The sequence below is a fragment of the Croceitalea marina genome (assembly GCF_042684265.1).
GTDB classification, from domain to species: domain Bacteria; phylum Bacteroidota; class Bacteroidia; order Flavobacteriales; family Flavobacteriaceae; genus Croceitalea; species Croceitalea marina.
This window is the reverse complement of the sequence record NZ_JBHULB010000008.1, coordinates 74,166-100,970: the sequence shown is the minus strand read 5'-3', so window position 1 is coordinate 100,970 and position 26,805 is coordinate 74,166. Positions and strand designations below refer to the sequence as shown.

Genomic DNA, 26,805 nt, shown 5'->3' with positions numbered 1-26,805 from the left:
AGATGGCTAGAGATAAAACATTAGCTATAATTGCTTTCGGTCAAGAGATAGGGAAACTAGGCTATGATATAGATCAGGGTAAATCAATTTTTCAATATAATCCTGATTTTTTGGAGTCTGGCCAATACTCAAAACTATTTCCGTTTATTTTTAAACGTACAAAACCTGCACAGGTATTTACCGAATTCCAACAAGACACCTTCCAGGGATTACCACCAATGATAGCCGATTCGTTGCCAGATACCTTTGGTAACCTCATTTTTCAAGAATGGCTAACAGCAAGAGGTATTCAGAAAGTAACACCATTAGAACAGTTGGCTTATGTAGCAGATCGTGGTATGGGTGCTTTGGAATACAAACCTGTGAAAGAACTACCAAATACTACTTCTATCAACATAGATGATATTATTAGCATTTTGTCAACCGTTTTAAAGCTAAAGGACAACACGTCTGGTGCTTCTCTTGATGAATCATCATTATTAAACGTTTTTAAAATAGGGAGTTCTGCAGGTGGCGCAAGACCAAAAATTTTAATCTCAGAACATAAGGAAACAGGAGCAATTATAGCAGGTGATAGAGAAACTAGCGACGAATACAACCACTATCTAGTCAAGCTACACCTTGACGATAGCGATGGCTACAACAAAGAAAAAGTGGAATACGCTTATTATTTGCTAGCACAAGAAGCAGGTATTGATATGATGCAGTCTAAGCTAATAGAAAATAAGCACTTCGCCACCTTACGTTATGACAGACAAAACGGAGAAAAGCAACACGTATTGACTGTTACAGGGCTAACAGGTTGGGATTTTAAAAGTCAACCAGAAAACTTGTCTTATGAAAATGTGTTTAAGGTAGCCTTAGGATTGGAAGTGCCACATAAAGATTTACAACAACTGTTTAAACGTATGGTATTTAATGTTGTATTTAGAAACGTAGACGACCATTTAAAGAACCACAGTTTTATTTATAACAAAGAAAAAGATAGCTGGAATATAGGACCAGCATACGATTTGACGTATGCACTAAATCCACTGTTTACATTTAAAACTACGGCTAGAGCTTTGTCTATTAATGGAAAGCGCACTGAGATTACTTTAAAAGACGTGCTAACGATTGCCGAAGAATTTGTCATTAAAAATCCCAAAGGGATTATTGAGGATGTGCAGGCGTTGATTCCAAGATGGATGGAGATTTCAACAGAACAGGAAATACCAGAGAAAATAACTAACCGAATATATAAAGACCTAATCAGGCTATAAATACTTAATGCAAAAACAACCATAAAATTAGCACAACTTGAAAGCTTTCTAATGAAATTGGACATTGACCAAATCATTAAATGTTTTAAAAAGTACACAACATTTTCAACTGGAAATAGACCGCCAAGTCGAAAAGAGTTTTTAATAAATACGGAAGAAAAAGAACAAGATCCCAATTTTACAGGAGATATGGAGGCTTTATTGAGAACGGGAATAGCATATAATCAGGAAAAAGCTTTTGAATGGCTTAAAAGCGAATTGATAAACAAGATATAAAGGCAGTAAAAAAAATCAAAATTATACAGCTCACTTTGGAAAAGCTGTGTTTCATCCAAGCAAATTATGTTTTCTTTTAAAGAAACGTTGTAATACTATATAAAGTCGAATGGCATTATTTCAAACATCAGTACTTAAACAACATAGCAGCCTGCAAGACAATGTAGCAGTTGAAAAAGCATACAAGAAGTATCAGAAGTATTTTTTAAATCCTACAATACAAGAGAATATTAAGAGTAGTAAAGAAGAGCAGTTTCAAGCTACCTTTCTAACACAACTTTTTGTCAACATCTTGGGCTACACCATTAACCCCAGTCCCAAGTACAACATTACCACAGAGTTTAAAAACCAAAAAAATGCACGCAAGGCAGATGGTGCTATACTTAAAGACGGCCAAGCTATTGGTGTTATAGAATTAAAAGGAACAAAAACCAAGGATTTAGAAAGCATACGAAGGCAAGCATTTGATTATAAGGCAAATCAAAAAGGCTGTGTCTATGTCATTACCTCAAACTTTGAAAAGCTTCGTTTTTACGTTAATGATGCCACCGAGTTTGAAGAGTTTAACCTCTTTGAGCTATCACAAGAACGTTTTCAATTACTGTACTTATGCTTACACAAGGATAACATACTTAGAAATCTACCGCTTACAATTAAAGAGGCATCCATAGTAGAAGAAGAAAAAATCACAAAGTCGTTTTACAGTGATTATTCGGTTTTTAAGAGAGAGTTGTTTCGTGATTTGGTAAAGCGTAATGCAAAACGATTGCGAAACGAAGCTAATCTAATTGGTAATGAACAAGATTTCGATGAGCATACCCAAGCAGAGTTGCAACGACTGGAGAAAAATGTAAAACTCACTTTATTTAAAAAGTCACAGAGACTCATAGACCGTTTCCTGTTCATCTTCTTTGCAGAAGATAGAATGCTGCTGCCATCCAACTCTACATTACAAATACTAAACAAGTGGAAAGACGATTGGGATTTTGGAGATGAAAGACCCTTATATGGCCTTTTCAAACAGTATTTTAATTTTTTGGATGTAGGTCGAAAAGGCACGGAAAAGCGTGCAGAAATTTATGCTTACAATGGGGGTTTGTTTAAACCTGATGCCATTTTAGACAGCCTGGATATAGATAATGACCTGTTGTATAAATACACCTTAAAACTGGCTAATTACGATTTTGAAAGTCAGGTAGATGTAAACATATTAGGACACATCTTTGAAAACTCATTAAACGAGATAGAAAGTGTAAACGCAGAGATTGAAGGTGGCGAATTCGACAAGCAAAAAAGCAAACGTAAAAAAGATGGTGTCTTTTACACACCCAAATACATTACTAAGTACATCGTAGAAAATACTGTAGGCAAACTCTGTGAAGAAAAGAAAGCCGAGTTAGGTTTCCACGAAGAAGAATATTTTAAAGGACGTAAGAACCGTAACAAAGCAACAATTGAAAAATTGGTTGCTATTCTGGATACCTATCGCAACTGGTTATTGCAAATTACCATCTGTGACCCAGCTTGTGGTTCTGGTGCTTTTTTAAACCAAGCATTAGATTTTTTAATAAAAGAGCATACCTATATAGACGAGTTAAAAGCGAAAGTATTAGGTGGTGGCTTACAGTTTCCGGATATAGAAAATACCATTTTAGAAAACAACATCTTTGGTGTAGACCTTAACGAAGAAAGTGTAGAAATCGCTAAACTATCACTTTGGTTACGTACTGCTCAACCACGACGTAAACTAAACGATTTAAGTAGTAATATTAAGTGCGGTAACAGCTTAATAGACAGTAAAAGTGTTGCAGGAGATAAAGCCTTTAATTGGGAAATCGCTTTCGCGAAAGTGTTTGAAAAAGGTGGTTTTGATGTGATTATTGGGAATCCGCCTTATGTGAGAGTCCAAAGTTTAAAAGAGTATTATTTTGACCATACTATATACTATGAGAAAAATTATAAGTCGACAACTGGAAACTATGATATCTATGCTTTATTCATAGAAAAGTCATACAATTTAATTAATCAACAAGGTTGTGTTTCTTTCATACTGCCTCACAAGTTTCTAATAGCGGATTTCGGTAAAGGTATTAGGGAATATTTATTAGAGAAGAGAGCTATTACAGAACTGGTAAGTTTTGGCTCTGATTTGGTATTTCAAGATGCAACAACGTATACCTGCATTATTGATTTAGCAAAAAATAGGAGTGATACATTTCTATACAAAGAGATTAATCCAAACGATTTATTTGAAAAAATTGATTTTGGAAAAATAAGATATGATAATTTAACAAGTGAGCAATGGATTCTGACCGATGAGAATATTGGGATAATACTTGATAAGCTTCTTTCCCAACCTTTAAGTTTAAAGACTGAATTCACTCGATTTGTTCAGGGAATTATAACTGGTAAAGATGCTGTATTTTGCGTTGAAGGTACTGTGTCAGGAGGTTATTTAGAAATAAAACCTGAAGATATTACAGGACAAACACATTATATTGAAGTTGGTATATTAAAACCACATTTACGTGGTCAAGATATAAAACCATACACCAACCTGAAGAACAATGAATGGTTAATATTTCCATATTCAATAGAGAATGATAAGGCTACATTAATTGAACCAGATTTCTTGAGTTCAAAATACCCAAAGGCATTTGAGTATTTAAGACAATTCGAAAGTATTTTAAGAGATAGAGAGAAAGGTAAATTTGATAACGACTACTGGTATCAATATAGTAGGAATCAGGCAATCTCAATTTTGGAACAACCAAAGCTAATAACACCTGAGGTATGTTTTGGTGGTAGTTTTACATTAGATTTGAACAACTTTTATCATAATAGTAAATGCCATACATTATTACTATCCGAGAAATCCGCATATTCTTATAAAAGTGTTTTACCAATACTTAATAGTAAACTATTCTGGTTTTATTTATCAAGTTCAGGAAATGTTTTGAGAGGCGGTTACATTGGTGTGAAGCGTAAAGTGTTAGAACCTTTTGGGCTTCCTAATTCTGAAAACATTGATAGTTCAAAGTTTGAGAATTTTTCCACGACAATATTGTCCCTAACAAGCAAACTTGAATTAACAATATCAAAGTTTGAAGATTTCTACCTAAGTCAATATCCATTACACAAATTGACCAAAAAACTAAAAAACTGGAACGAGCTTGATTTTGGCGATTTCATTAAAGAATTCAACAAAGCCATAAAAGTAACCAATAAAGAACGTCTAAAACAGGAACAAAAACCTATTGCAAAACTTACTAAGTTAGATGAGATAGATTGGATGGATGCTTTTAATAACAAAAAGAAAGAAGTCCAAGATTTACAATCCCAAATCACACAAACCGAAGCTGAAATTGACCAAATGGTTTATCAGCTCTATGGGTTGACGGAGGAAGAAATAATGATTGTGGAGGATAATTAAACCTTAAAATATGATTACAGTATTAACACCAGATGTTGAATATTATCATTACGAAAAAAATGGAAATGTAGCCAAACAATTTTTTTCAAGTGAGAAGAGTTTTTCAAACTGTATGTTGGAAAGCGAAGCCCCATTTATTTTTAACTCAAATGGAAATAGAATACTAGTTTCGACGGATAAAAACCTTAAAGTTCCAGCTGGGATTGAATACGTATTATTAGCTTCAAAAAAGCCAATTAAAAAAGACTTTATTCGCTCAGAGCTTAAACTCACACGTTGGATAAAACATCCTTCCATAGCTATAAAACATCCTTTGGAAGTAAATGAATCGTGGCTCGGAAACTTCAATTTTATAAAAGAAAATTTAAAGAAAAATGTAAACGGCTTGAGACCGCCACAGCTTGGTGCTTTGTATGCAATATTGTCTCACATACAGAACCAAAGCGATAAGGGTATTGTTGTAATGCCAACAGGAACTGGTAAAACAGAAACAATGATTTCGGCTTTAATTGCTAATCAATGCGATAAGTTACTTATATCAGTACCATCTGACGCTTTAAGAGAACAAATATTTAAAAAGTTTTTTACACTTGGCTTGCTCAAAAAATTTAATATAGTTGCTGCGAGTGCATTAAATCCAATTGTCGGACTAATTACAAAAAAGTTTAAAGACGAAGATGAGCTTAAGGTATTTCTTTCGAAAGTTAATGTTGTAGTTACAACAATGAGTATTTTATCTGGTTCCGAACAAACGCAGAAAGCAATTATAAGCGATACTTTTTCTCATTATTTCATTGATGAAGCGCATCATTCGGAAGCTAAAACTTGGAGAGATTTTATTGATTTATTTGATAAACATAAAGTATTTCTATTTACTGCAACACCATTCAGAAACGACCAGAAAAAGCTTGATGGAAAATTCATATATGAATTCTCATTGAAAGCAGCACAAGAACAGGACTACTACAAAAATATACTGTTTAAACCTATAAGAGAATATAATATAGAAAGTGCAGATAAGGCTATTGCAGAAAAGGCAATCTCTGTTTTAAGAGAGGATATATTGAACAATTTAAACCACGCCCTTCTCGCAAGATGCAAAACAAAAGGAAGAGCTAAGGAGGTTTTTAAATTTTATTCCTCTCATTCTGACTTAAATCCTGTATTGGTTTATACAGGAATTGCTGGATTGAAACAGAAAATAGATGATATAAAACTTTTAAAGCATAAAATAATTGTTTGTGTCGATATGCTTGGCGAAGGGTTTGATTTACCAGAACTGAAAATTGCAGCTATACATGATGACCGACAAAGCATTCCTATTATGCTTCAATTTATTGGAAGGTTTACTAGAACATCTGGAGATAATATTGGGGATGCAACATTTATAACCAATTTAGCATATCCACCTATTCAGCAAGAACTTGATGAGCTTTACGCCAAAGGGAGTGATTGGAATGCCTTACTTCCAAAAATAAGTGAAGGAGCAACCAAGAGCGAACTTGATTTTCAAACATTTTTAGGAGGTTTTAAAAACTTAACAGAATCTGAAATACCATTTGAATCAATAAATCCAGCGCTGAGCGCTGAAGTTTATAAAGTTTCTTGCGAACAATGGTATCCAAGTCATTGGCGTGAAGGTATATCAAATATCAACTCTTATGAACATCAATTTAGTGATGTAAATGACGACAACAAAACTTTAGTGGTCATTTTAGGTAAAACAGGAAGAACCGATTGGGGAACATTTGATTCAGTTAAAAACCTACAGTGGGATTTGTTGGTTGTTCACTGGGACAAAAGGAAAGAAAGTAATTTAGCCTATGTTCATACATCATTTAAATCTTTAAAAAGTGAAAAATTGATTAATGCCATATTCGATGAACCGAATTCCATTATAAACGGAATGAATGTTTTTAGGGTTTTTCACGATGTCAAGCGATTACGACTTTATAATTTCGGAGGTCGAAAAGGAATTGGACAAGACATTAGTTATCAATCATTTTTTGGTAAAAATGTAGAAGATGGTATCAAACAACTCGAACAAGGAACCCTAAAGAAAAACAATACTTTTGGTACTGGATATAAGTCAGGGGAGCAGGTTTCCATAGGATGTTCTGTCAAAGGTAAAGTTTGGGCATATCTTCGCGGAAATTTAAAAGAACTAAATGATTGGTGTGAGAATTTAGGAAGTGTTCTTATCAATCCAAACATCAATCCAAATATATTTTTAAAGAATACTATTATTCCAACGGTGATTGTAAATCGTCCTACTCATACCCTTCCAATAACTTTAGATTGGAACGCTGAAATATACAGGCATCCAGAACATAGATTTTTATTCAAAGTAAAAAATAGTCAGAAAACATACGACCTTTCTTATTCTGAACTGAACATAGTAGATTCAAATATCGAAAAGCCAATTAAATTTTCTTGGGATTGTGATGATTTAAGTATTGAATTCGAAATTATTTTAGGAACTAAATTAGTTGATGGAATATCTACGCCAGATTGTAAAATAGTGAGAATTGGTAATACCGATGCAACTGTGAGTTATGGAAGTAAAGTTGAGAAAATAGAGGATTTTTTAAATGAATTTTATCCTGTAATATTTTTTGCAGACGGCTCGCAACTTGAATTAAATTACTACTTTAAGCCAAATGACCCGGTAGAAAAATTCAATAAGGACTTATTACAAAGTTGGGATTGGACAGGTGTATCTTTAAATAAGGAATCTATGGGCATTAAACCCTATATACAAGATTCTATTCAATATCAGTTTATCCAAAGAATTATGGATGATTATGATATAATTTATGATGACGATGGTTCAGGAGAAATTGCAGACGTTTTGGCCATAAATAAATCAAAAGGAAAAATAGATATTCATCTATTTCATCTGAAATATGCGAAGGGTGGCAATGTAAGTAATAACATTGAAAACTTTTATCAAGTCTGCGGGCAAGCCCAAAAATCCTTGAACTGGAAATATAGAGAAGGGAAAGAACTGTTTGTTCATCTTTTGAAGCGAATTGTTAAAAGGGAAAAAGGTCAAGAGTGTTCACGTCTGATAAAAGGCTCAGTGGAAGACCTTGAATCACTTTATACTTCAGTAAAATGGAATCTTGATACAAAATTTCACATTTACATTGTACAACCATCATTATCAAAAGCAAATGCATCTGATAGTATATTGTCATTGCTATCAACAACAAGTCATTATCTTGCAACCGTGGGAGACGTTAATCTGCAAGTTATAACAAGTTGAACCAATTTTGAGAACATGAAGTCTATTAAAATGAATGAGTTAAGCTGAATGTCTTGCATAGTTACAAATAGGTTTAAACAGCGATTTAAGTAACCACCTCAAAATATCCTAAAATATGAGCCGAATAGCATTCCTAATCGGCTCATAACATCAAATTCGTATGGAAATCACAGCCCGTTCCACCCCATTCCTCTACCCCCGATAGCTATCGGGCCGAGAAAAGCGGTTCACTACACTATCTTGAACCCAGTCGCTTCAACAGCGACAGCGTTCGCCTGGCAAAATTTTCACTCCAACCTTTCCTCCCACAAAGGTTTAAAATGTTGCCCAAGGCGAAGTACATAAAATTTGTCCTATTAGGTAAAGAAATTTTAGACTGCTTAAAAGGGTAACTCATTAGAAGGTTCAGGTCTCATACTATAGGGCTACAATTGGTATATATATTGTTCATAAAGTATTAAATATCAGCCTCACATAAGATGCTCTATCACTAAGTTCTAAAGAGTTTTGAAAGCAAAAAGAGACATAATAAAGTTTTGTTCCAAAGCATTTATTTTGGGATATTGATTATTCTAGATGATCTGTTCAAAGAGATAAGGATATTGTAATTCCAAGAGCCTTGTTTACTTCTACTAAAGATATTTTCAGAGAAGATATAGCTACATTAGAAAATTTATACTCTAAAAATGAGATACTTTCTTGTTTGCAGCATATCAAAGAGCACATTAGTGATAAAACGTGTAGTTATTGTAGCAAACAAATATAGGGTGGCTCCTTTCTATCGTTACGCTGTATGAGTGCAGTTTAACTTAGCTCCAACCCAAAGGCAACTTCCTGAAGAATCTAAGCAGTTTTCTCAAGCGGATTTAACGACTAATTTTAAGCGAGTTCTATGATAGGGCGAGGTCTATTTTTGCATAGAAAATTTGTGTTCTAACTATTTGAAGCGCCCCAAAAATGCTTCCTTACGCCGAACGGCAATAGGTACGCTATTATCATTTGACATAGTCACATAAGCCTGCTTCCCTTTATGGAATGTCTTAATCATTTCCATATTAATAAGATGGGATTTGTGACACTTAAAGAACTGTTTTCCATCCAAAAGGTTTTCATAAAATTTTATCGGCTTACTTACAATTTGCTTTTTATTCTTGGTAAAGATATAGGTGTAATTACCATTGGCTTCCAAATGCACGATTTCTGCTACCAAAACGGTTTCAAAACCCGAAACGGAAGGTACAGTCAAAAGTTTGGGCTGTTTTTGCTCAATGTTTTCAAGTAGCTGCTGTACTTGACTGTTTTTTTTCTTAGATACAAATTTTTCGTTTAGGCGCAAGATGGTCTCATTGAACTCATCAAAATCTATGGGCTTCATCAAATAGTCAAAAGCACTGAACTTAAAAGCCTTTATAGCATAGTTGTCAAAAGCTGTTGTGAAGATAGTCTTAAAGGAAATAGCATCGAGCTGTCTCAAAAAGTCAAACCCTGTTTTATCATCAATTTCAATATCCAAAAACACCAAATCAAGCTGGTTGTTTTCTGCGACTTTTACTGCCTCATCCACGGTTTTACAGGCAGCAACAACATTGAATATCCCAGGTTTTCTTTCGATTAAATGTAATAAGCGTTTTATGCAATGGGATTCATCGTCGACAATAAGTGTATTGAGCATAGCAACTTTTGTTGAAGTAGATCAGTTTATGGACTTCAAGATAACAAAATCCGATCACCAATTAGCATAAATACAATTAGGCCAATACTAAGGGTAGTGATACGATGACCTTCGTGCCCAATTCTTTATCAACTATTTTAACCGACCCATTTGTGCCTTTAGTCTTATTGAGCACTTCAATTCTGTTTTGTGTGATAGACATACCCATTGAGTTCTTTTTTTGATGACCATTTCTGCTTTTGCTTGTAGCCCGACCTACACCATTGTCTTCGACAGTACATATCAATTTCTGCTGTTCAGATATGAAGTTGATGAGGATCTCACCACCCTTTTCCGATTTTGATAGACCGTGAACAATACTGTTTTCTACAAAAGGCTGCAACAACATTGGTGGTAACAAAATTTCATCGGTATCAAGGCCATCAGTGACTCTAATTTCAAAATCGAAGGCCTTTTCAAATCGTTTCTGTTCTATTGCCAAATACGTGTTAAGCAAGCTGATGTCCTCTTCTAACGTAATAAGCTGTTTGTCTGAATTTTCAAGGGTCATACGCATCAGTCGGGCAAACTTAGCTAGATAGTCACTGGCCGCTTGGGTATTATTGTTTAAAATGTAATCACCGATGGAATTAAGACTGTTGAAAATAAAATGTGGATTCATTTGCGCACGGAGCGCTTTAAGCTCCACTTCGGCCACCGTGGCATTGAATTCGGCTTCCTTTTTGGCCGTATCTGATCTCTGCTTGCGCCTGTATGATATGAATGCAAATAGCGAAGCCAATATAACGCCGCCACCGCCTACAAGCGATGCGTTTTTGATTGCACGCTGGCGTTCTGCCTCTGCAACGGCAAGAGCTTCTTTTTTATCAGCTTCGTATTGGATTTCCTTTCTAGATATCTCCACTTTGCGGTCAGTGCTCACCAAACTATCATTAAGAACGTTGGCAGCTTTATAATTCTTTAGAGCATTTTGATAGTCGCCTTTTTTTTCCTGAATGGTCGCCAACGTCTGTAGCGATTTGGTTTCGGTATATAGATTGTTCAAGGATTTGACTGCGTTAAGACTTTCAGAGGCATAATATTCAGCCTTGTCCAAATCATTGCCATGCATATAGACTTCCGCAGCATTTACGTAGGCCGGCACTCTTAACACCTCCAAATTCAATGAATCTATCATTTTCAAACTGAGAGCCGTGTTGGCCAACCCTTCATTCAATTGGTCCGCTTGTGCCTGTACTAATCCCAAATTACTGCTCACATTCGCTACCTGTAGCACATCACCGGTTCGTTTGGCTTCCTTAATAGAAGCTCTAAAATAGTAAACGGCCGAGTCCGTTTGCTGTTGGAGCCCATAAATATTACCAATGTTTGATAGTGTGTTGCTTTTTCGCTGTGGGTATCTCAATAATTTTCTAAAAATGGGCAACGCTTTGTCATAGTCCTCTTGTTCGTAATGTATCAATCCCATATTGGTCAACATCGAATACTGATAGCGCTTCAGGGATGGGTTTTGTTCAGAAATACTATAAGCTGTTTGATAATAATCCAGAGCGGTTAATGGGTCTGAAAGAAAATAGTGGTACACCACACCAATGTTATTATTGGCCAATAGAAGCCCTTTGGTATAATTCATATCCTTAGCCAACTCCAGCGTTTCTTTATTATAAGAAAGCCAGGTAGTATCAGAAGGAGTCATCAGCATTTTCTTAGCGGCATAGCTCTGCCTGAGGTTGACCAAGTTGGTATCGACTACTTTATAGTTCTCAATAAGTTTCTTGATGGAATCAGCTTCTTTGTCCTGTGAATAGCCTAAAAACGATAGGCATAGTAAGATGAGGGTAAATGGTATTCTCATAAATTCATTTGGTTTGGCACAACAAAATAATCATTAAAAACGGTAATACAATTAAAACCAGACGTTAAGCTGATTAAGACCTACGATGATACATTTTCTATAGCTTTTTTACAATGCTATTTGCATCTTCCAGCTTCAAAAAACCAAATTCTTATGAAGCGTATTATTCCTATTCTTTTCGCGATTCTTCTAATCGCCTGCAGTAGTGACGATGATTCAAGTTCTATGGACGATGATGGTACCGTGTTGGGCGACTCATTTATCACCGCCAAAATCAATGGAAACGATTTTGAAGCCATACCTGTTGATAGGGGTGTGCCCACAATTTCTGCTGAACTTGATGAAAACGCGGCTTTCTTCTCATTGGTAATAGCAGGGATTGATTTATTTGAAAATATTACCGAAGGTGAATCAATCATTATTGCAATGACTGGGGTTAGTTTTGATTTGGTATTCGTAGGTGCTGAGGTAAACAACCCTGTCGATAATCCATTGGAGCTGGCATTTGGTGGAGGCTATGCGCCCTATGAAACTGGTGGTGAATCCAATGTGGATTTTGATACGGATGGAAGTTCGGGATTTTTGAGAATTACCGCCATAGATAAAGAGGCGCAAATCATTTCTGGAGAGTTTGAGTATAACGTGGAAAATCCGGATACTGGCGAATTGCTACAAATCACCGATGGTATATTTAACAATATCAGTTATACCGACGATTAGGATGTATACTTCATAAATGATCAAATAGTTAGGGTAATCAATTAAAACCACTTTTAACCAATGCCGACCAAAAGAGTTCTATGTTTTTTCATTTTTACCTTCAGTGCAATTACAGTTATCGCTCAAAATTGCAACGATTTGGTAGGATGGATGAATTTGATTAAACAAGAATATCCTGAGGCCACATCTTTGCGATATATGAATCGTGCGAAGGTTCAAAAACTGGCCACCAATTATTTCTCGAAAGCTTATTTTGAACCCTATCGCGGAAAGACCTATGCACAACTTTCTCAGAAAACGTTGGTAAAGGATTTCAGGAAAATCCAAGTCTGTTTTGCTAAGGGAAATCATAGAAACGATCCACACTATAATTGGGTATTCCAGAACGTCATTTATAACAATTATCTAGCGTACGGCAATCCAAATTTTGTCAATCAGATAGCAACGGTCGATGCCAAACGCGATCAACTGGAAAAGGAACTGGCTACCATTTCAAAAAACAGTGTTTCAAAAAGTGAACTATTACAATTAAAACAGCGTTTAACCAGCGAGTATGCGTTGCTGCTCGATAGTGAGCTGAAACAGGCCAGTTCAGAAATTGACATCGCTATTGCCGTAAAAGCCGATACACAGCTTGATGAAATTCTAACTTCAGTTGAGCGATTAGATACCGATAAATCTTCTCTTGTAGAATTGTCGCAACTGAAAGAGAAAGGGAAGCAATTACTACCTCAAGCTTCCCGAGGTAAGCAAACTGATTTTCAATCCCGATTGGATGCCAAGGCCACTGCAGTATTGAAAAATGCCGTTGATTCAGATTTAAGTTCGGTCAGTCAGAATTTGAGTATAGAGATAATCAACCAAAAAGTTGTGAACTTTAAAAAAGATTACAGTTCATTTTCTAGAAATAGTGAGGTCAAGAAAGGTGAGAAAACGCTGATTGCAATCAAAGAAAACTTAGTTGAGGCTCAAATGAAATCCATTGAAAGCAGCATTGCCCAAGTGGACAATGACACGTTCCTAAGTTTGAAAAATAAGTATGCGAGCCACTTACCTGCGCAGTCCCCTCAGTACCAAAAACTAACCAGACTTTTGAATTCAAGAAAAAGGGAACTAGCGGAAGAGCAACGACTGGCACAACAACAGAAAAAACTCGACGCCAACAAAGGTCGCATTGCCTTTTTAGAAGACAATGGTATCGATGAAGGAACGATGGAGTTCAAAACCTTGGGATTAAACAATGCTGCTTTTTTTGATTACATCTATAGAGGTCATTTTGAAAATATTGAACTGGATGTCAACAGCAGTCATTTCTTGATGATTCTTAGCGGATATTTGAACACCTTCGGTAGTCTCTGTCCAGAACAGCTTCCTGAAGATAAGGTAGAGATAATGACGCAAGAATGCTCTAGAGAAAATGTGACTACAAATGGCTATGGTGTAGAAGTTGACAGGTATTGTATCGCCTGGCGAACGGTAGGTACAGGCATTTTTGCCGACCCAAAATTGTATGCTGCTAAAATGCGCTTGGTCGCAAAGCAGGATCAAAATGCTTTACGAACGGTTATCGATATGTACACTAATCCCAATGCGATGGGCAATTCAGTAGACCAGATCCATAAGGCCAAAGCCCTGCTGAACGATTGGTCCAATTTCTTTAGTTTCAACCCGTGCGACTCAAAAAGTATAGAACAGTTTGGCAAAAACCTACTGGCCTTTGCAAACCAGCAGGAACCTATTCGCTTAAAAGGAATGAGTAATTACGAAAAAATAAAGATTTTAGGCGGTCCTGGCGGTGACCAAAACTATACGAAGTTGTTAAATGACATACTGCAGAATCAATCTAAAACTTGGGCTATGAACAAGTATGTTAGTAATAGTATTAGCAATGTGCGCGAAATTAAATCACAAGATCAAACGCAGACCCTTTCATTGAATGCCAATTACAATTTCAACGGGCTGTTAGGAAAAAAGACAGGTGCCGTGACGGTCAAATTCAAGGATGGACTGCCCGATTGTATATACTTTTCAGACTTTCCAGAAAATTGTAAAAAGCCTAATGGCGCATTGGTTGCAAAGTACGTAATGGGACAGTACGGAATATAAAGTAATATATTTTGTAAGCTTCCCTTAAAACCGAACTGTTTAAAAGTAGAATTTTAATCTTAATTTTAGACAGTATGAGAAAGAGTAAATTTTCACCCACACAGATCGCAAAGATTTTAAAAGAGTTCGACAACGGTAAGAGTGTCGATCAGATCAGCCGTGAGCACGGTGTAAGTGCTGCCGCTTTTTACAAGTGGCGTTCCAAGTACGCAGGGATGAACTCTAAAGAGCTAAAGCGGCTCAAAGAACTTGAGGAAGAGAACCGTAAGCTCAAGCAGATGTATGCCACCCTGGCCCTTGACCATCAAATGGCAAAGGAGATCATTGAAAAAAAGCTTTAAAGCCCTGCCGTAAAAGGAGTATCGCCAAGGAACTTATTCATTACGGCATCAGCAGGGCGTCCCGTGTTTTAAATATGAGCAAAGCGGTTCACTACACCATCTTGAACCCAGTCGCAGAAAGTTCGACTGCATTCGCCAATTTAATGACCATAATATTAGCAAGAAATAGCAGTTTATTTGTCTAAAAGACGTTCTATACTTCCTCGGTGGTGGCTTTAGGAGCATTCGTTTTTACAGATTCTATACCGTTTTCCATACCTGTTGCGCTTTCGTACATTTCACTAGTCCCTATGATTTGACCATTACTAGCTTTCAGATTAAAATAATGTTTTCCGTTGCTGGATTTTTTTCGCTCAAAGCGGTTATCATCTTGTGAGTTTGTTCGAACAGATTCAATACCATTCATACATCCAGATCTAGCAGTATAGCCTTCACTAGCTAGTATGGTCTGACCATTTCCAGCCTTTAGTCTAAATCGATATTCGCTTTTCGCATCTTGTAATACTTCAAATTTTCCCATTGTAAAAAGTTTATAAGTAAAGGTAAGTAGTAGGTTTAAACGATTCATAGAATAACCTCCCGACTTATTAACCTAGTAATCAACAAGTTTTGTCTTCTGAATAACCCTAATCAGCAACCTTTATTATGTGGACTGGGAGTCTATATCCCGCTCCACCCCATTCCTCTCCCCTTGATAGCTATCGGGGTCGAGCAAAGCGGTTCACTACACCATCTTGAACCCAGTCGCTTCAACAGCGACAGCGTTCGCCGAGCAAAAATCTCACTCCAACCTTTCCTCCCACAAAGGTTTACAATTTTGCCTGAGACAGACTGCATAACCAGGCTCACTACCCTCGCACTTTTTATAAGTCCTTACTCAGTCAAAATTTAGATCACGTTGCCGAAAAGGATACGCGACGGCGCTATGGGAAGTACGTGGAAAATGAAACGGAGATTTCCGTGCTCAATTTTCAAAAGGCAAATAAAGCCAATAGCCTTCAAAAGAGATCATTCTAACCTAAATGAAAAGGGAAACGCTCAAGATATAATAAGTAGGTGGGAGGGTTGCCAATCTGGCAACTTATTGACACCATCCCATATCAAAATATATTGGCTTGCCGATTGCACTAATTGCTTAGAAATCAGATTAAAAAGACACCATCATTTTTAAGGATCTATTGCAGAATGCTCAAAAGTGTAGCTTAGAAGGTGTTAAAATTCAGAAATCTACGGGCAGGAAGAAAGCGCCCTTTAGCTTCGGAAAAAGGGTATGGAAATCCCGAAATAAAATGGAGGGATGGAATAGCAAGAGGGTAACCTGCTGGCGCAGGTTACGATATTGTAAAGCACTGTATTTCAGCTAGTTGTAAATATTGTAAATCATTGATTTTCAATTTTTTGCAACAAATCGGCTTGTATCCCCTATAAACAGGCTCATTTTTTCACCAAAAACCAAAAATATGGACTCATTTACCGCCATTCGTTTTAAGAAGGACACGGCTCAAAAGTTTAAGCAATATTCAAAACATATCGCGCCAACGCATACCCAAGCGATGGCCATGATGCTCGACTTTTTTGAGCGTAATCATTGCACTCCCGATGAAGATTATGGGCCTCATTTGATCCGGCTAGAGAGAAGGGTTTTAAAACGAATTGATTCTCTGATTGCAATTATCAAGAATATTGAAAAGACACAGACAAAACCCACCCATGCGATGTTGGCCGCCCTTTTTCAGGCCTATGAGCCTCCCAAACAAAAGCTTATGATAGAGAAAAATGACCCCTATCTGAATACGGAGGTTCGCTTTCGCGAAAAGAAATACAGCAATGATAAAGACGAGAACTAATGGAAAAAGTAAACTACATCATTCATCTCAATGCTATCTTAGAAAAATTCAACCGAGATACCAGAATCAAACAAGGGCATATAACATTGTACCTGGCTTTCTTTCATAAATGGAATAGAGACTATTTCAAGAAAAGGATTACAGTCAATAGAGGTCTAATCATGGAGCGAGCAAAGATCCGATCAAAAACTACATATCATAACTATCTTAAGGACTTGAATTGTTGGGGCTACTTGAAATACCTTCCCTCTAAAAATCCGTCTCTCGGCTCCAAAATCCACATGTTCAATTTTGGTACAAGTGCGAGTACACTAGATGGCCAAAAAATGGACAACACTGTCCCAGAACTAGGCCAAAATTTGGTACCTTATATAAAACACAAAACAATAAGAAAACTAAATAAAGAGCCTAACCTTAATTTTAATAAAGTAAATATTCTTTCTTTTTTTAAGGAAAACAATTGGCCGGCTATTGAAGGAGAAAAATTCTACATCTATTTAAGGACTAAAAAATGGAAGACTGAGAAGTGGAAAGCGATGGCTCATATTTTTGCCAAGAACAACTTTAGGCTAAACGAACCAGAAAGGGGTAGTCCATTTTTTGGCTATGTTACCAATTTACAGAGGAGGGGCAGGGGAGACAACGGCTAATCTTTGGGTTTAAACTTGTCTCTTAAAATTGCCATATCCTTACTCACTTTCATATCTAAAATCTTGGCGTAATGCTGAGTCGTTTTGAGATTGGTATGTCCGAGCATCTTACTCACAGATTCAATAGGGACGCCGTTAGTAAGCGTCACCGTTGTCGCAAAGGTATGTCTGGCCAAATGAAACGTGAGGTTCTTAGAAATGCCAGCAAGGGTAGCTATCTCCTTGATGTAGGCGTTCATTTTTTGATTGCTAAGCACAGGCAACACCAGATCTTTTTCTTTCAGTAGCTCATTATCTTGATACTTTGCAATAATCGTTTTGGCTATCGGCAGGATTGGGATATTGCTACGGGTATCTGTTTTAGAACGTTTGGTTTTGATCCATTCTTCACCATCGTTGCCCGTACTGATATCGCCTCGGTTGAGTTTCTTGACATCGGCGTATGCAAGGCCCGTGAAACAACAGAAAATAAAAATATCGCGAACTTGCTCTAAACGTTCCATTCTAAACTCGAGGGCAATGATTTTTTGAATTTCTTCCTCAGTGAGGAATTCGCGTTCCACGACTTTGAGCTTTCCTTTCCAATGCAAGAAAGGATCTTTATCAATCCAGTCGTTGGCGTGAGCAATACGGATGATCTTTTTAAAATTGGTGATATACTTGATCGCGGAGTTGTGCGCACACTTGCGAGTCGTTTTAAGATAGTATTCCAGCCCTGTAATAAACTTATGGTCTACTTCCTGCACAGGAATATCATTTCGCTTATATTTCTGCTTTACAAATGCTGCAACGTGTTTCTTACAAGTGCGATAGCGCTCTGCCGTTCCCGCGGCGAAATCTTTCCCAACGAGGCTGTCCACTTCATCATTATGCTCTTGAAAGATTTCTAGGAGCATTTTCTTTGTTTTGTCTTTGCCCAAATAGGTATCCCTTAAGTCAAAAGCCGTATAGGATATATTTTCTCTTTGGTAATTCTGTTGGATAGAATAGATCCTATTTCTAATGATACTAATCTCACGATTCATTTCCTGCGACGCTAAAGAATTCCCTAAAGCCTTTTGAGTTTTGGAGTTCCATTCACTGAGCTTGACTTTCCTATGAATACTGCACTCAGCCCTCTTTCCGTCTAAGGTCAGACGCAGATAAATGTTGGCCTTGCCGTGTTCATCGGCTTTGCTTTTTTTGACGTAGAACAGAAGAGATAGAGAATGTGACACCGAATAAGTTTTAAATTCTCTTCAATGTACTTAAAATAAATTAAAAAGAAATAAGTTTAAAATACTGATTATCAATATTTTAACTTCAATTCGGTGTCAGTTGCTGGACGTAAATAAGTGACACCGAATTGACCCCTTTTTAATTGATATTAAACGATATTACTTGATATCAATAAAAATAAAAAACCCTGAAAATCAGTGATTTACAGGGTTTTTGGTGCCTTTTGTAGGACTTTCCGCGGAGAAAGAGGAACTATCCATTATATTCAAATGTTTTGATAATCAGATAGTTAAATTTTTAAAAATTATAATTACGCACCGAATTACGCACCTATTTTTCAACCACTTGAAATACAGTGATTTACAGCGTGGTTTTAATGTAATATTAATTTTAACTTCAAAATCTGCATAAGTTATTTTGAAACAAATTGGGTGCAAAATTATTTTTGCATTTTCTTAAACTTTAACATTTGAAAATGGCTTACTCCGAGGGTTCGAATGTTTTTGTCTAGGTTCGGGAGTAAATTATATTGTATCCGTAAATTCCGAAATAATAGGAGAATATATTTCTGAGTTTTTGACCAAATTTATTGAAACATTAAGCTGACTCTCATAACCCGAAGGTCACTTGTTCGAGTCCAGTTCTCGCTACTAGTAAAATCAAGCCTCTCAGGAAACTGAGAGGCTTTTTTTGTGTCTTGGGTACAGAATTGACATTGCTTTTGATGAATTAATTTTATTTACTTCTATTTGATGAAGAATGATTCAAATAAAATTGAACTAATCAAGATTTATATTCTATAATTTTTTCAAAAAAAAATTTGGAGAAAAAAAATTTTAGTTCAAATTCACATTATACTAGTAAAATCAATACCTAGTTTAAAACTTTTTAACTATTATTAATTTCCAAATTAATAGGTTCTTAAATTATTACATTGACAAAATTTTAACAGTTTATTTTTTTTATTTATATTTAAAGCTTAATCCTAATTTTTATTTAAAAATATGGCAAATGTTTTATGGTTACAAGGAGGGGCTTGCAGTGGCAACACAATGTCTTTTCTTAACGCAGAAGAACCAACTGTTGTAGAACTTATAACAGACTTCGGTTTAAATATTCTCTGGCACCCAACTACGGGTTTGCAAATTGGAGACCAAGTTCAAGACTTACTTAAAGATATTCTAGCAGGAAAGGTCCAAATGGATATTCTTGTGTATGAAGGTTCTTTAATTCAAGGTCCTAATAACACAGGTACTATGAATTACTTTGCCGATAGACCAATGATGGACTGGATTAAAGAATTATCAGAGGTAGCTGGTTATGTTGTAGCTATTGGAGATTGTGCAACTTGGGGTGGAATTCCTGCTGTAGCTCCTAATCCAAGTGAATCTACAGGACTGCAATTTCATAAAAAGAAAAAAGGTGGTTTCTTAGGACAGGACTATGTCTCTAAAGGAGGATTACCTGTTATAAATATTCCTGGTTGTCCAGCACACCCAGATTGGATTACTCAAATACTAGTAGCAATTTCTGTAGGAAGAATAGGCGATGTTTTAATCGATGATTACCACAGGCCAAAAACATTCTTTACAGACTTCGTTCAAGACGGTTGTACAAACGTGACCAACTTTGCCCAAAAAGTAGACGGAAACTTCGGAAAACGTGGTGGATGTCTATTCTATGAAGTAGGATGTCGTGGGCCAATGACTAGAGCAAGTTGTAATAACATTCTTTGGAATCGTCAATCAAGTAAAACACGTTCTAACCACCCTTGTTTAGGATGTACAGAACCTGGTTTCCCACATAACGATTTAATGAAAGGTAGTGTGTTTAAGACTATGAAGCATTTAGGGGTTTTTCCTAAAGAAGTTCCAGAAGGAAGAAGCAAGCTAGCATATTATATGGAAGCAGGATTCCAAAAAGTATTACCAACTAATAGGAAAATAACAGAAGCTTCTAAATAAGCATCATAAACTACACAAGAAAATGTCAGTAAAAGAATTAAATATATCGCCTGTAGGACGTGTTGAAGGAGATTTAGATGTGAAAGTTTACATCGACGACGGAAAAGTGACACGTGCTCATACTCAAGCAGCAATGTTTAGAGGGTTTGAGAAAATAATGGAAGGTAAAGACCCACAATCAGGGCTTATCGTAACACCTCGTATTTGCGGAATTTGTGGAGGGTCGCACTTGTATTGTGCATCTTCTGCTCTTGATACTGCTTGGGGAACAAAATTAACTCCTAATGCACTTCTTCTAAGAGCTATAGGTCAAGCTACTGAAACCATACAAAGTATACCAAGATGGTTTTATGCAATTTTTGCTACAGATTTAGCAAATAAAAAATATGCAAACCAACCTCTTTATAAAGAGGTCGTAAAAAGATGGTCCGCTTATGTTGGTGAAACCTTTCAGATAGGTTTAACTGCTAGTGGATTACCAGTACAAGTATATGCCTTGTTTGGCGGTCAATGGCCACATTCAAGTTATATGGTACCTGGTGGAGTAATGTGTGCGCCTACTTTAAAAGATATTACAAGAGCACACGCTATTATGACACAGTTTAAAAATGACTGGTTAGAACCAGTATGGTTAGGCTGTTCCATTGAGCGCTATCTAGAGATTAAGTCTTGGGATGATATGCTTGCGTGGGTTGAAGAAAATGAATCACAAAAAAATAGTGATTTAGGATTACTAATTAGAGCAGGTATAGAGTTTGGCTTAGATAAATTTGGTCAAGGTGTTGGTAAATTTATAGCCACAGGAACGTACCTACACAAAGACAGGTATAATAATCCAACAATAGAAGGCAGAAACGATGCCTTAATTAGTTCTAGTGGATTTTTTGATGGAGAAAACTATCACGAGTTTGACCATATGAAAGTAAGCGAACACGTTAAGCACGCTTGGTATGATAATCAAGCAGATGGTTTACACCCTTGGGATGAGCCACTTCCTACGCCAGCTAAATCACAACCATTGCACCATACAGATTTTGATGGGCAATACAGTTGGTCTAAAGCACCGCGCTATGATGGCCACGCTGCAGAAGCTGGCCCATTAGCACGTTGTATTATGAATGCAAATCCTAATAACAAAGACCATCAAATTAAAGACCCATTATTTGGGGATATAATGAAAAAGATGGGACCAAGTGTATTTACTAGAGTTTTAGCTAGAGTACACGAAGCACCACGTTTATATAAATTTATTGACCAGTGGCTTTCAGAAATTGACCTTGATGCCCCTTTCTATACGAAACCTGTAGAAAAGGATGGAAAAGGTTTTGGAGCTACGGAAGCAGCTCGTGGCGCATTAGCACACTGGATAGAAATTAAAGACGGTGTTATAAAAAACTACCAAGTAATGGCACCTACAACGTGGAATGTAGGACCTAACGATGCAAATGGTAATCCTGGACCTATTGAAGCTGCCCTTGAAGGTATTGATATAGAAGACCCTAGTGACCCAGTAGAAGTAGGTATTGTAGCAAGGTCGTTTGACTCTTGTCTCGTATGTACGGTACACGCACACGACCAAAATTCGGGTGTTGAGCTATCTAGGTTCAAGCTGTAGAAGTCTTAAATTCAAACAATTATTGAAAACTTTCTCAGGACTTTGTTTTGAGAAAGTTTTTATTTAACAGCAATTTTTAAAACAAATTACGCTTTCGCGAAAGCGGTAAAGTGTAAAAAAGAATATAAAATGAAAACAGCAATAATGGGTTTTGGAAACCCAGTACGAAGCGATGATGGTATAGGAATGTACGTAATTGAGAAGTTACAGAAAATTATAGGTCAGAATGATGATATCAGCATTTTTGATATGGGAACGGCTGCTTTTGAAGTGTTATTTGGCTTAAAAGGCCACTCTAAAATTTTAATGGTAGATGCTGTAATAAATACTAACGAACCTGTAGGAACATTATTTAAAGTTCCTGCCGAAGAGGTTTTAAGAACACCTCAAGACGACCCTATGGTTTTCTTACACGGTATGAAGTGGGACCAAGCATTGTCCTATGCCAAAAAAATACTTGGTGATGAATATCCAGAGGACATACAGGTGTATCTTATTGCGGTAGAAAATACAAAACTAGAAACTGAAATCAGTGACGCAGTAAAAAAAGCGGGTGACAAAGTGGTACAACATATTTTAGAAGATGTTAAGTTTGTTAATGTATAATGGAAGAAGATAAGGTTATACTCAAATCATCGCACGTGTATTTAAACGCTGCTATTGTTGAGCGTATTTTTGAAACCATTCATTATGCTTATGTGACCTATGTGCCAGAACAAAAAAAAATGTTGATTACACCTGTGAGTAGCCAGTGGTTTGTGAAAATGCACGAACCTACTCAGTTTTTACTCAAGTCAAGGAATCTCAAAGGAGATAGAACCCTAGCGATTAGAGAAATTTTAATCGACAATGATTTAGATACAACTGATAGAGATTTAGAATATGAGATTGTAGAAAAAACAAACCTCATTAAAATATCAATATGATGGCAGGAAGAAACGACCCTAAAGATGCTTGGTTATTAGATGCAGAAGTGCGTACTAAAATTGAAGAAATCAAAGGGCGTTGGGAAGTATCATTGGTATTTATAAATACCACAGACCCAAATCAATTATTAGTTAGAAAAATAGGTGATTACAGGTCAAAACAATTAGCTGAAATTTATGCACGTAATATGCAAAAGACCGCAGCAAAAGATATAAGAGGAACGCAAAAAGTAGATAAAAGTGCTTACAATTTTAACAACAACTAATAAAAAGGATGCAATACTAGCAGCAATCGCGACTATTGAGAGATTGAGCGAACTTGTGACCGTTGAGCAAGACGAAACCCAATTATCGAATACCCATAAAATAATCGTTGTTACAGATACTTCAATTACTTCACATTTAGATTGGGATGATACGGAGCCACCCTATCTCTTTCCTGAACTAGAGTTTACAAGAGAGAACCTATTAGCAATGATTTTCTATAAATTAGGAAACCATCAAAAAGCATTTGAGTTTGTTTCTCAAGAAAACTCATTTTATAATCACTTACTCATTGCTACGCATTTGCAATTTGGTTATGACATTACTGAAGATATGTACGCTTTCGCGAAAGCGGAATCTCAACACAATGGATGTATTGTACAACAATACGGCGCAGGACAAATAGAAAAAGATAGTAACAGATTGAAGGCGAGTTATGCAGAAGCCATAGCCAATGCGCCTAATGACGAGTATCGCGTATTTACCATAAAACATTTTGTAAATTTTCTGTTAGACATAAAGGCTTATGATGAAGCTGAGAAAGTGATACGCATAGCAATGCCTAAAGCAATCTCTACAGATGCTCAAAATGCAATGCGAACCCTACTTTCTACAGCGCTAATGGCGCAAATTAAAATGCCCTATGACAAAAATGCGCTTCTAGAAATACAAGAGTTACAGCAAGCAAGTATTGCTTTTTATGAAAAAAAAGAACTCAAAGTAAATGCAGGTTTGTTATTAATAGACGCTTCTGAAATTGCAAATTTTCAAGAGGATTTTATAGCCTCAAAAAATTATATCAACAAAGCAATTTTATATTTTAAAGAAGCAGATATTCAAGAATTTCTTGGAGAAGCAGGATTACGTAAAGCAACATTATTATATACCTGGTCTAAAAATGGAAGCCCACAATATTACAAGCCAGCTATTAATGCATTTCAGGATACCTTAAAAGTGTTTAAACGTGATACACATCCACAGAAGTTTGCAGATGTACATCATAATCTAGCACTTATATATTCAGAGATTCCTGTGTCGCCAGAAGAAAAACCTATTTGGACTGCCTTTTGTGCCTCTTCATTTAAAGAGGTATTAGCTTTTTACACCAAGGAAGCCTATCCCTATGAAAACGCAATGGCTAGTCACAATTATGCCACAGCTTTGATGAATTTTCCTGAAGCCAAGTTGCATAACAATCTAGATAAAGCCTTTGGTTTATTTGAAGACGCACTTACTGTTAGAACCGAAACAAAATATCCCTTTGAAAGAGCATTAACTTTATTAAATCAGCTAGAATTATATTGGTTAATGCATAATGAAGATGAAGCCGCAGAACTTAAGAAATACAATCAAATGGTTGAAAAAGCAACATCTATTGCTCAGATTATTAATGATGAAAATTTAATAGGGCAAGCAAATCAGCATTTAAACCAACTTAAAAACCTAAAAACAATTTTAAACTAACGATGCACGAAACCTCAATAGTCAACGGAATATTTAGAACCCTTGAACAAGAGTTTGAAGAAGAAAAGCTGAATAAATTGACGGGTATTTATGTGAAAGTGGGTATCCTCTCTAACATAGAACCGCGTCTTTTGCTAAATGCCTATGAAGCCTCTCATATGACTAATCCCAAATATCATCACTCAAAATTACATATTGAGATGGTAGAACTAAAAATACAATGTGAAAGTTGTAATCATATAACAGATGTAAAGAACTATCGCTTTATCTGTGAAAAGTGTGAGAAGCCCAGTAAAAATGTAATTCAAGGCGAAGAGATGCTAATTCACAAAGTAGAATTTGATGATTAAAAAATGCTTAAAAAAACACTGACATATGCAGAACCAATTTTCAATTGGAGTAGAGACTTTTACGAAAGTAAAAACAGTCTTTATGCTACCAGTTATGTTCTTGTTACTGTATTTATTGTTTGTTCGTTATTAAGCGTTTTAGTGATTTCAGACTATATTAACTTAGGATACTATCAAGAGAAATTTGAAAATCCTTTTTTTTCTATTGAGATTGTGTTTACCCTACTTTTAATCATTGAATTATTTGGGCTCATATTTATATTGCCTCAGTCTGTTGCTAAATCAGTAAGTAAACAATTTGAGTTGCTTTCACTTATTTTTCTAAGGGATGGTTTTAAAGAGTTCAGCCATATCGGAATTAATTTTGAATGGAGTGCAATGAAAGATTCTTTGATACCTATGGTAGTATATGGTTTTGGAGCAATCATCATTTTTGCTCTCATTAGTTTTACAGGGTCACTCCAAAAACGCTATAAATTAACATCCACAGAACAAGACCAAACACAGTTTATTCGTCTAAAAAAACTATTAGCACTGTTGCTTTTAGTCGCTTTTGCTGCTGTAGGAGTTAATGATTTAAAAATATTATTTTCTACAGGAAGTTACCTCCATTCGTTTCAAACCTTTTATACTGTTCTTATTTTTAGTGATATCATTATCGTTTTAATCGCCTTGCGATACACACTTAATTACTATCGCATATTTAGATATTCTGCATTTGTTTTAGCAACCATTCTAATCCGTATTTCACTCTCTGCAGAGACTTATTATAATGTAGGAATAGGTGTAGTAGCTTGCTTATTCGTACTTGCACTAACAATTGCATATAATCACTTTTTAAAAGAAACACCTCAAAAAAAATTAATATAACTATGAGTATAGAAAAATCAACAAAAGCCGCTCGCGGTACCGTACAGTGTGAAAACACAAATATTAATCTATTAAAGGCTAATGATTTTGTAGCAGATATCATTAAGCAAGAAATGGTAAAATCTAAAACACTTTTGGTAAACATTACATCTTCTGCTGGAAGCGGAAAGACCACTTTAATGCAAGAAACAGCAAGACGCCTTAAAGACAAACTCAAAATGGCTGTAATGGTGGGTGACTTAGAAACCGAACGTGATGCAGAACGTATTAGAGAAACAGGAATACAAGCTTTACAGATAGTTACTGGAGGAATTTGCCATCTTGAAGCTCAAATGATTCATCAGGTATTACCAGAATACAAACTAGATGATATTGATTTATTATTTATTGAAAACGTAGGCAATCTTGTATGTCCAGCTTCGTTCGACCTTGGAGAAGACTATCGTGTAACCCTAATGGCAACTACAGAAGGAGATGATAAACCAAGGAAATATCCTAGAATGTTTTTGACCAGTGATATGATGCTAGTTTCAAAAGCAGACTTATTGCCATATGTTCCATTTTCTGTAGAAGCAGTAACTAAGGATGCTCGCGAAGTAAATCACGAGTTAGAGGTACTACAAATATCATCTACGAGTGGAGAAGGTATTGATGCCTGGTGTGACTGGTTAGTAGAGAAAGTAAAAGCTAAAAAAGAAGCCTAA

21 protein-coding genes and 1 pseudogene are annotated in these 26,805 nt (G+C 36.1%); 18 read left to right on the top strand and 4 right to left on the bottom strand.

Annotated features, from left to right (window positions below; genetic code table 11):
* Positions 1 to 2: 2 nt before the first annotated feature.
* From ACFSQJ_RS07425 to ACFSQJ_RS07410, 4 genes are all read left to right on the top strand, one after another.
* Positions 3 to 1,262 (top strand): type II toxin-antitoxin system HipA family toxin, encoded by a 1,260-nt coding sequence (locus ACFSQJ_RS07425; protein WP_106145981.1) that lies wholly within the window; start codon positions 3 to 5, stop codon positions 1,260 to 1,262.
* A 51-nt stretch (positions 1,263 to 1,313) separates the two neighbouring features.
* Positions 1,314 to 1,538: a hypothetical protein gene (locus ACFSQJ_RS07420; protein ID WP_245912051.1), complete on the top strand. Its 225-nt coding sequence runs from the start codon at positions 1,314 to 1,316 to the stop codon at positions 1,536 to 1,538.
* A 109-nt stretch (positions 1,539 to 1,647) separates the two neighbouring features.
* Positions 1,648 to 4,971, top strand: a complete 3,324-nt coding sequence (locus ACFSQJ_RS07415; protein WP_106145982.1) for an Eco57I restriction-modification methylase domain-containing protein — start codon at positions 1,648 to 1,650, stop codon at positions 4,969 to 4,971.
* Positions 4,972 to 4,981: 10 nt separating this feature from the next.
* Positions 4,982 to 8,239 carry a DEAD/DEAH box helicase gene (locus ACFSQJ_RS07410; protein WP_106145984.1) on the top strand — a complete coding sequence of 1,086 codons (3,258 nt, stop codon included), beginning with the start codon at positions 4,982 to 4,984 and terminating at the stop codon, positions 8,237 to 8,239.
* A gap of 937 nt (positions 8,240 to 9,176) precedes the next feature.
* Here ACFSQJ_RS07410 and ACFSQJ_RS07405 read toward each other — a convergent pair.
* Together ACFSQJ_RS07405 and ACFSQJ_RS07400 are read right to left on the bottom strand one after the other, a co-directional pair.
* Positions 9,177 to 9,911, bottom strand: a complete 735-nt coding sequence (locus ACFSQJ_RS07405; protein WP_106145986.1) for a LytR/AlgR family response regulator transcription factor — start codon at positions 9,909 to 9,911, stop codon at positions 9,177 to 9,179.
* 76 nt (positions 9,912 to 9,987) lie between these two features.
* Positions 9,988 to 11,766, bottom strand: a complete 1,779-nt coding sequence (locus ACFSQJ_RS07400) for a tetratricopeptide repeat-containing sensor histidine kinase (RefSeq protein WP_106145988.1) — start codon at positions 11,764 to 11,766, stop codon at positions 9,988 to 9,990.
* Positions 11,767 to 11,919: 153 nt separating this feature from the next.
* On the opposite strand from ACFSQJ_RS07400, the gene ACFSQJ_RS07395 reads away from it, so the two are divergent.
* From ACFSQJ_RS07395 to ACFSQJ_RS07385, 3 genes and pseudogenes are all read left to right on the top strand, one after another.
* Positions 11,920 to 12,486, top strand: coding sequence for a DUF6252 family protein (locus ACFSQJ_RS07395; protein ID WP_106145990.1), 567 nt, complete (start codon positions 11,920 to 11,922; stop codon positions 12,484 to 12,486).
* 60 nt (positions 12,487 to 12,546) lie between these two features.
* A complete protein-coding gene (locus tag ACFSQJ_RS07390; RefSeq protein ID WP_106145992.1) occupies positions 12,547 to 14,592 on the top strand; it encodes a hypothetical protein in 2,046 nt (681 codons plus the stop codon).
* A 74-nt stretch (positions 14,593 to 14,666) separates the two neighbouring features.
* Positions 14,667 to 15,028: pseudogene (locus ACFSQJ_RS07385) on the top strand (transposase); the annotation flags it as partial.
* A gap of 98 nt (positions 15,029 to 15,126) precedes the next feature.
* On the opposite strand, the gene ACFSQJ_RS07380 reads toward ACFSQJ_RS07385, so the two are convergent.
* Complete coding sequence (locus tag ACFSQJ_RS07380) at positions 15,127 to 15,453, bottom strand: YegP family protein (protein ID WP_106145994.1); 327 nt, start codon at positions 15,451 to 15,453, stop codon at positions 15,127 to 15,129.
* A 940-nt stretch (positions 15,454 to 16,393) separates the two neighbouring features.
* On the opposite strand from ACFSQJ_RS07380, the gene ACFSQJ_RS07375 reads away from it, so the two are divergent.
* A complete protein-coding gene (locus tag ACFSQJ_RS07375) occupies positions 16,394 to 16,780 on the top strand; it encodes a BfmA/BtgA family mobilization protein (RefSeq protein ID WP_211298016.1) in 387 nt (128 codons plus the stop codon).
* Positions 16,780 to 17,430, top strand: a complete 651-nt coding sequence (locus ACFSQJ_RS07370; RefSeq protein ID WP_106145996.1) for a hypothetical protein — start codon at positions 16,780 to 16,782, stop codon at positions 17,428 to 17,430. Before ACFSQJ_RS07375 ends, ACFSQJ_RS07370 begins: the two co-directional genes overlap by 1 nt.
* Here ACFSQJ_RS07370 and ACFSQJ_RS07365 read toward each other — a convergent pair.
* Positions 17,427 to 18,647 carry a site-specific integrase gene (locus tag ACFSQJ_RS07365; RefSeq protein WP_106145998.1) on the bottom strand — a complete coding sequence of 407 codons (1,221 nt, stop codon included), beginning with the start codon at positions 18,645 to 18,647 and terminating at the stop codon, positions 17,427 to 17,429. The two genes, ACFSQJ_RS07370 and ACFSQJ_RS07365, sit on opposite strands and share 4 nt — an antisense overlap.
* A 1,005-nt stretch (positions 18,648 to 19,652) precedes the next feature.
* On the opposite strand from ACFSQJ_RS07365, the gene ACFSQJ_RS07360 reads away from it, so the two are divergent.
* The 9 genes from ACFSQJ_RS07360 (at position 19,653) to hypB (ending at position 26,805) form a co-directional block, all read left to right on the top strand.
* On the top strand, positions 19,653 to 20,612 hold the full coding sequence (locus tag ACFSQJ_RS07360) for an NADH-quinone oxidoreductase subunit B family protein (RefSeq protein WP_377766320.1): 960 nt from the start codon (positions 19,653 to 19,655) through the stop codon (positions 20,610 to 20,612).
* 22 nt (positions 20,613 to 20,634) lie between these two features.
* The gene (locus ACFSQJ_RS07355) at positions 20,635 to 22,227 is read left to right on the top strand and encodes a nickel-dependent hydrogenase large subunit (protein WP_377766319.1); all 1,593 of its coding nucleotides are present in this window, start codon (positions 20,635 to 20,637) and stop codon (positions 22,225 to 22,227) included.
* Between the two features lie 129 nt (positions 22,228 to 22,356).
* On the top strand, positions 22,357 to 22,833 hold the full coding sequence (locus tag ACFSQJ_RS07350) for a hydrogenase maturation protease (protein ID WP_377766318.1): 477 nt from the start codon (positions 22,357 to 22,359) through the stop codon (positions 22,831 to 22,833).
* The gene (locus tag ACFSQJ_RS07345) at positions 22,833 to 23,153 is read left to right on the top strand and encodes a hypothetical protein (protein WP_377766317.1); all 321 of its coding nucleotides are present in this window, start codon (positions 22,833 to 22,835) and stop codon (positions 23,151 to 23,153) included. Before ACFSQJ_RS07350 ends, ACFSQJ_RS07345 begins: the two co-directional genes overlap by 1 nt.
* Entirely contained in the window at positions 23,150 to 23,419 is a 270-nt protein-coding gene (locus ACFSQJ_RS07340) for a hypothetical protein (protein ID WP_377766316.1), read from the top strand. The genes ACFSQJ_RS07345 and ACFSQJ_RS07340 overlap by 4 nt, the downstream gene beginning before the upstream one ends.
* Positions 23,394 to 24,881, top strand: a complete 1,488-nt coding sequence (locus ACFSQJ_RS07335) for a hypothetical protein (protein ID WP_377766315.1) — start codon at positions 23,394 to 23,396, stop codon at positions 24,879 to 24,881. Before ACFSQJ_RS07340 ends, ACFSQJ_RS07335 begins: the two co-directional genes overlap by 26 nt.
* A 2-nt stretch (positions 24,882 to 24,883) precedes the next feature.
* Positions 24,884 to 25,231, top strand: a complete 348-nt coding sequence (locus tag ACFSQJ_RS07330; RefSeq protein WP_339654418.1) for a hydrogenase maturation nickel metallochaperone HypA/HybF — start codon at positions 24,884 to 24,886, stop codon at positions 25,229 to 25,231.
* Positions 25,232 to 25,234: 3 nt separating this feature from the next.
* Entirely contained in the window at positions 25,235 to 26,101 is an 867-nt protein-coding gene (locus tag ACFSQJ_RS07325) for a hypothetical protein (protein WP_377766314.1), read from the top strand.
* A gap of 2 nt (positions 26,102 to 26,103) precedes the next feature.
* On the top strand, positions 26,104 to 26,805 hold the full coding sequence (hypB, locus tag ACFSQJ_RS07320; protein ID WP_377766313.1) for a hydrogenase nickel incorporation protein HypB: 702 nt from the start codon (positions 26,104 to 26,106) through the stop codon (positions 26,803 to 26,805).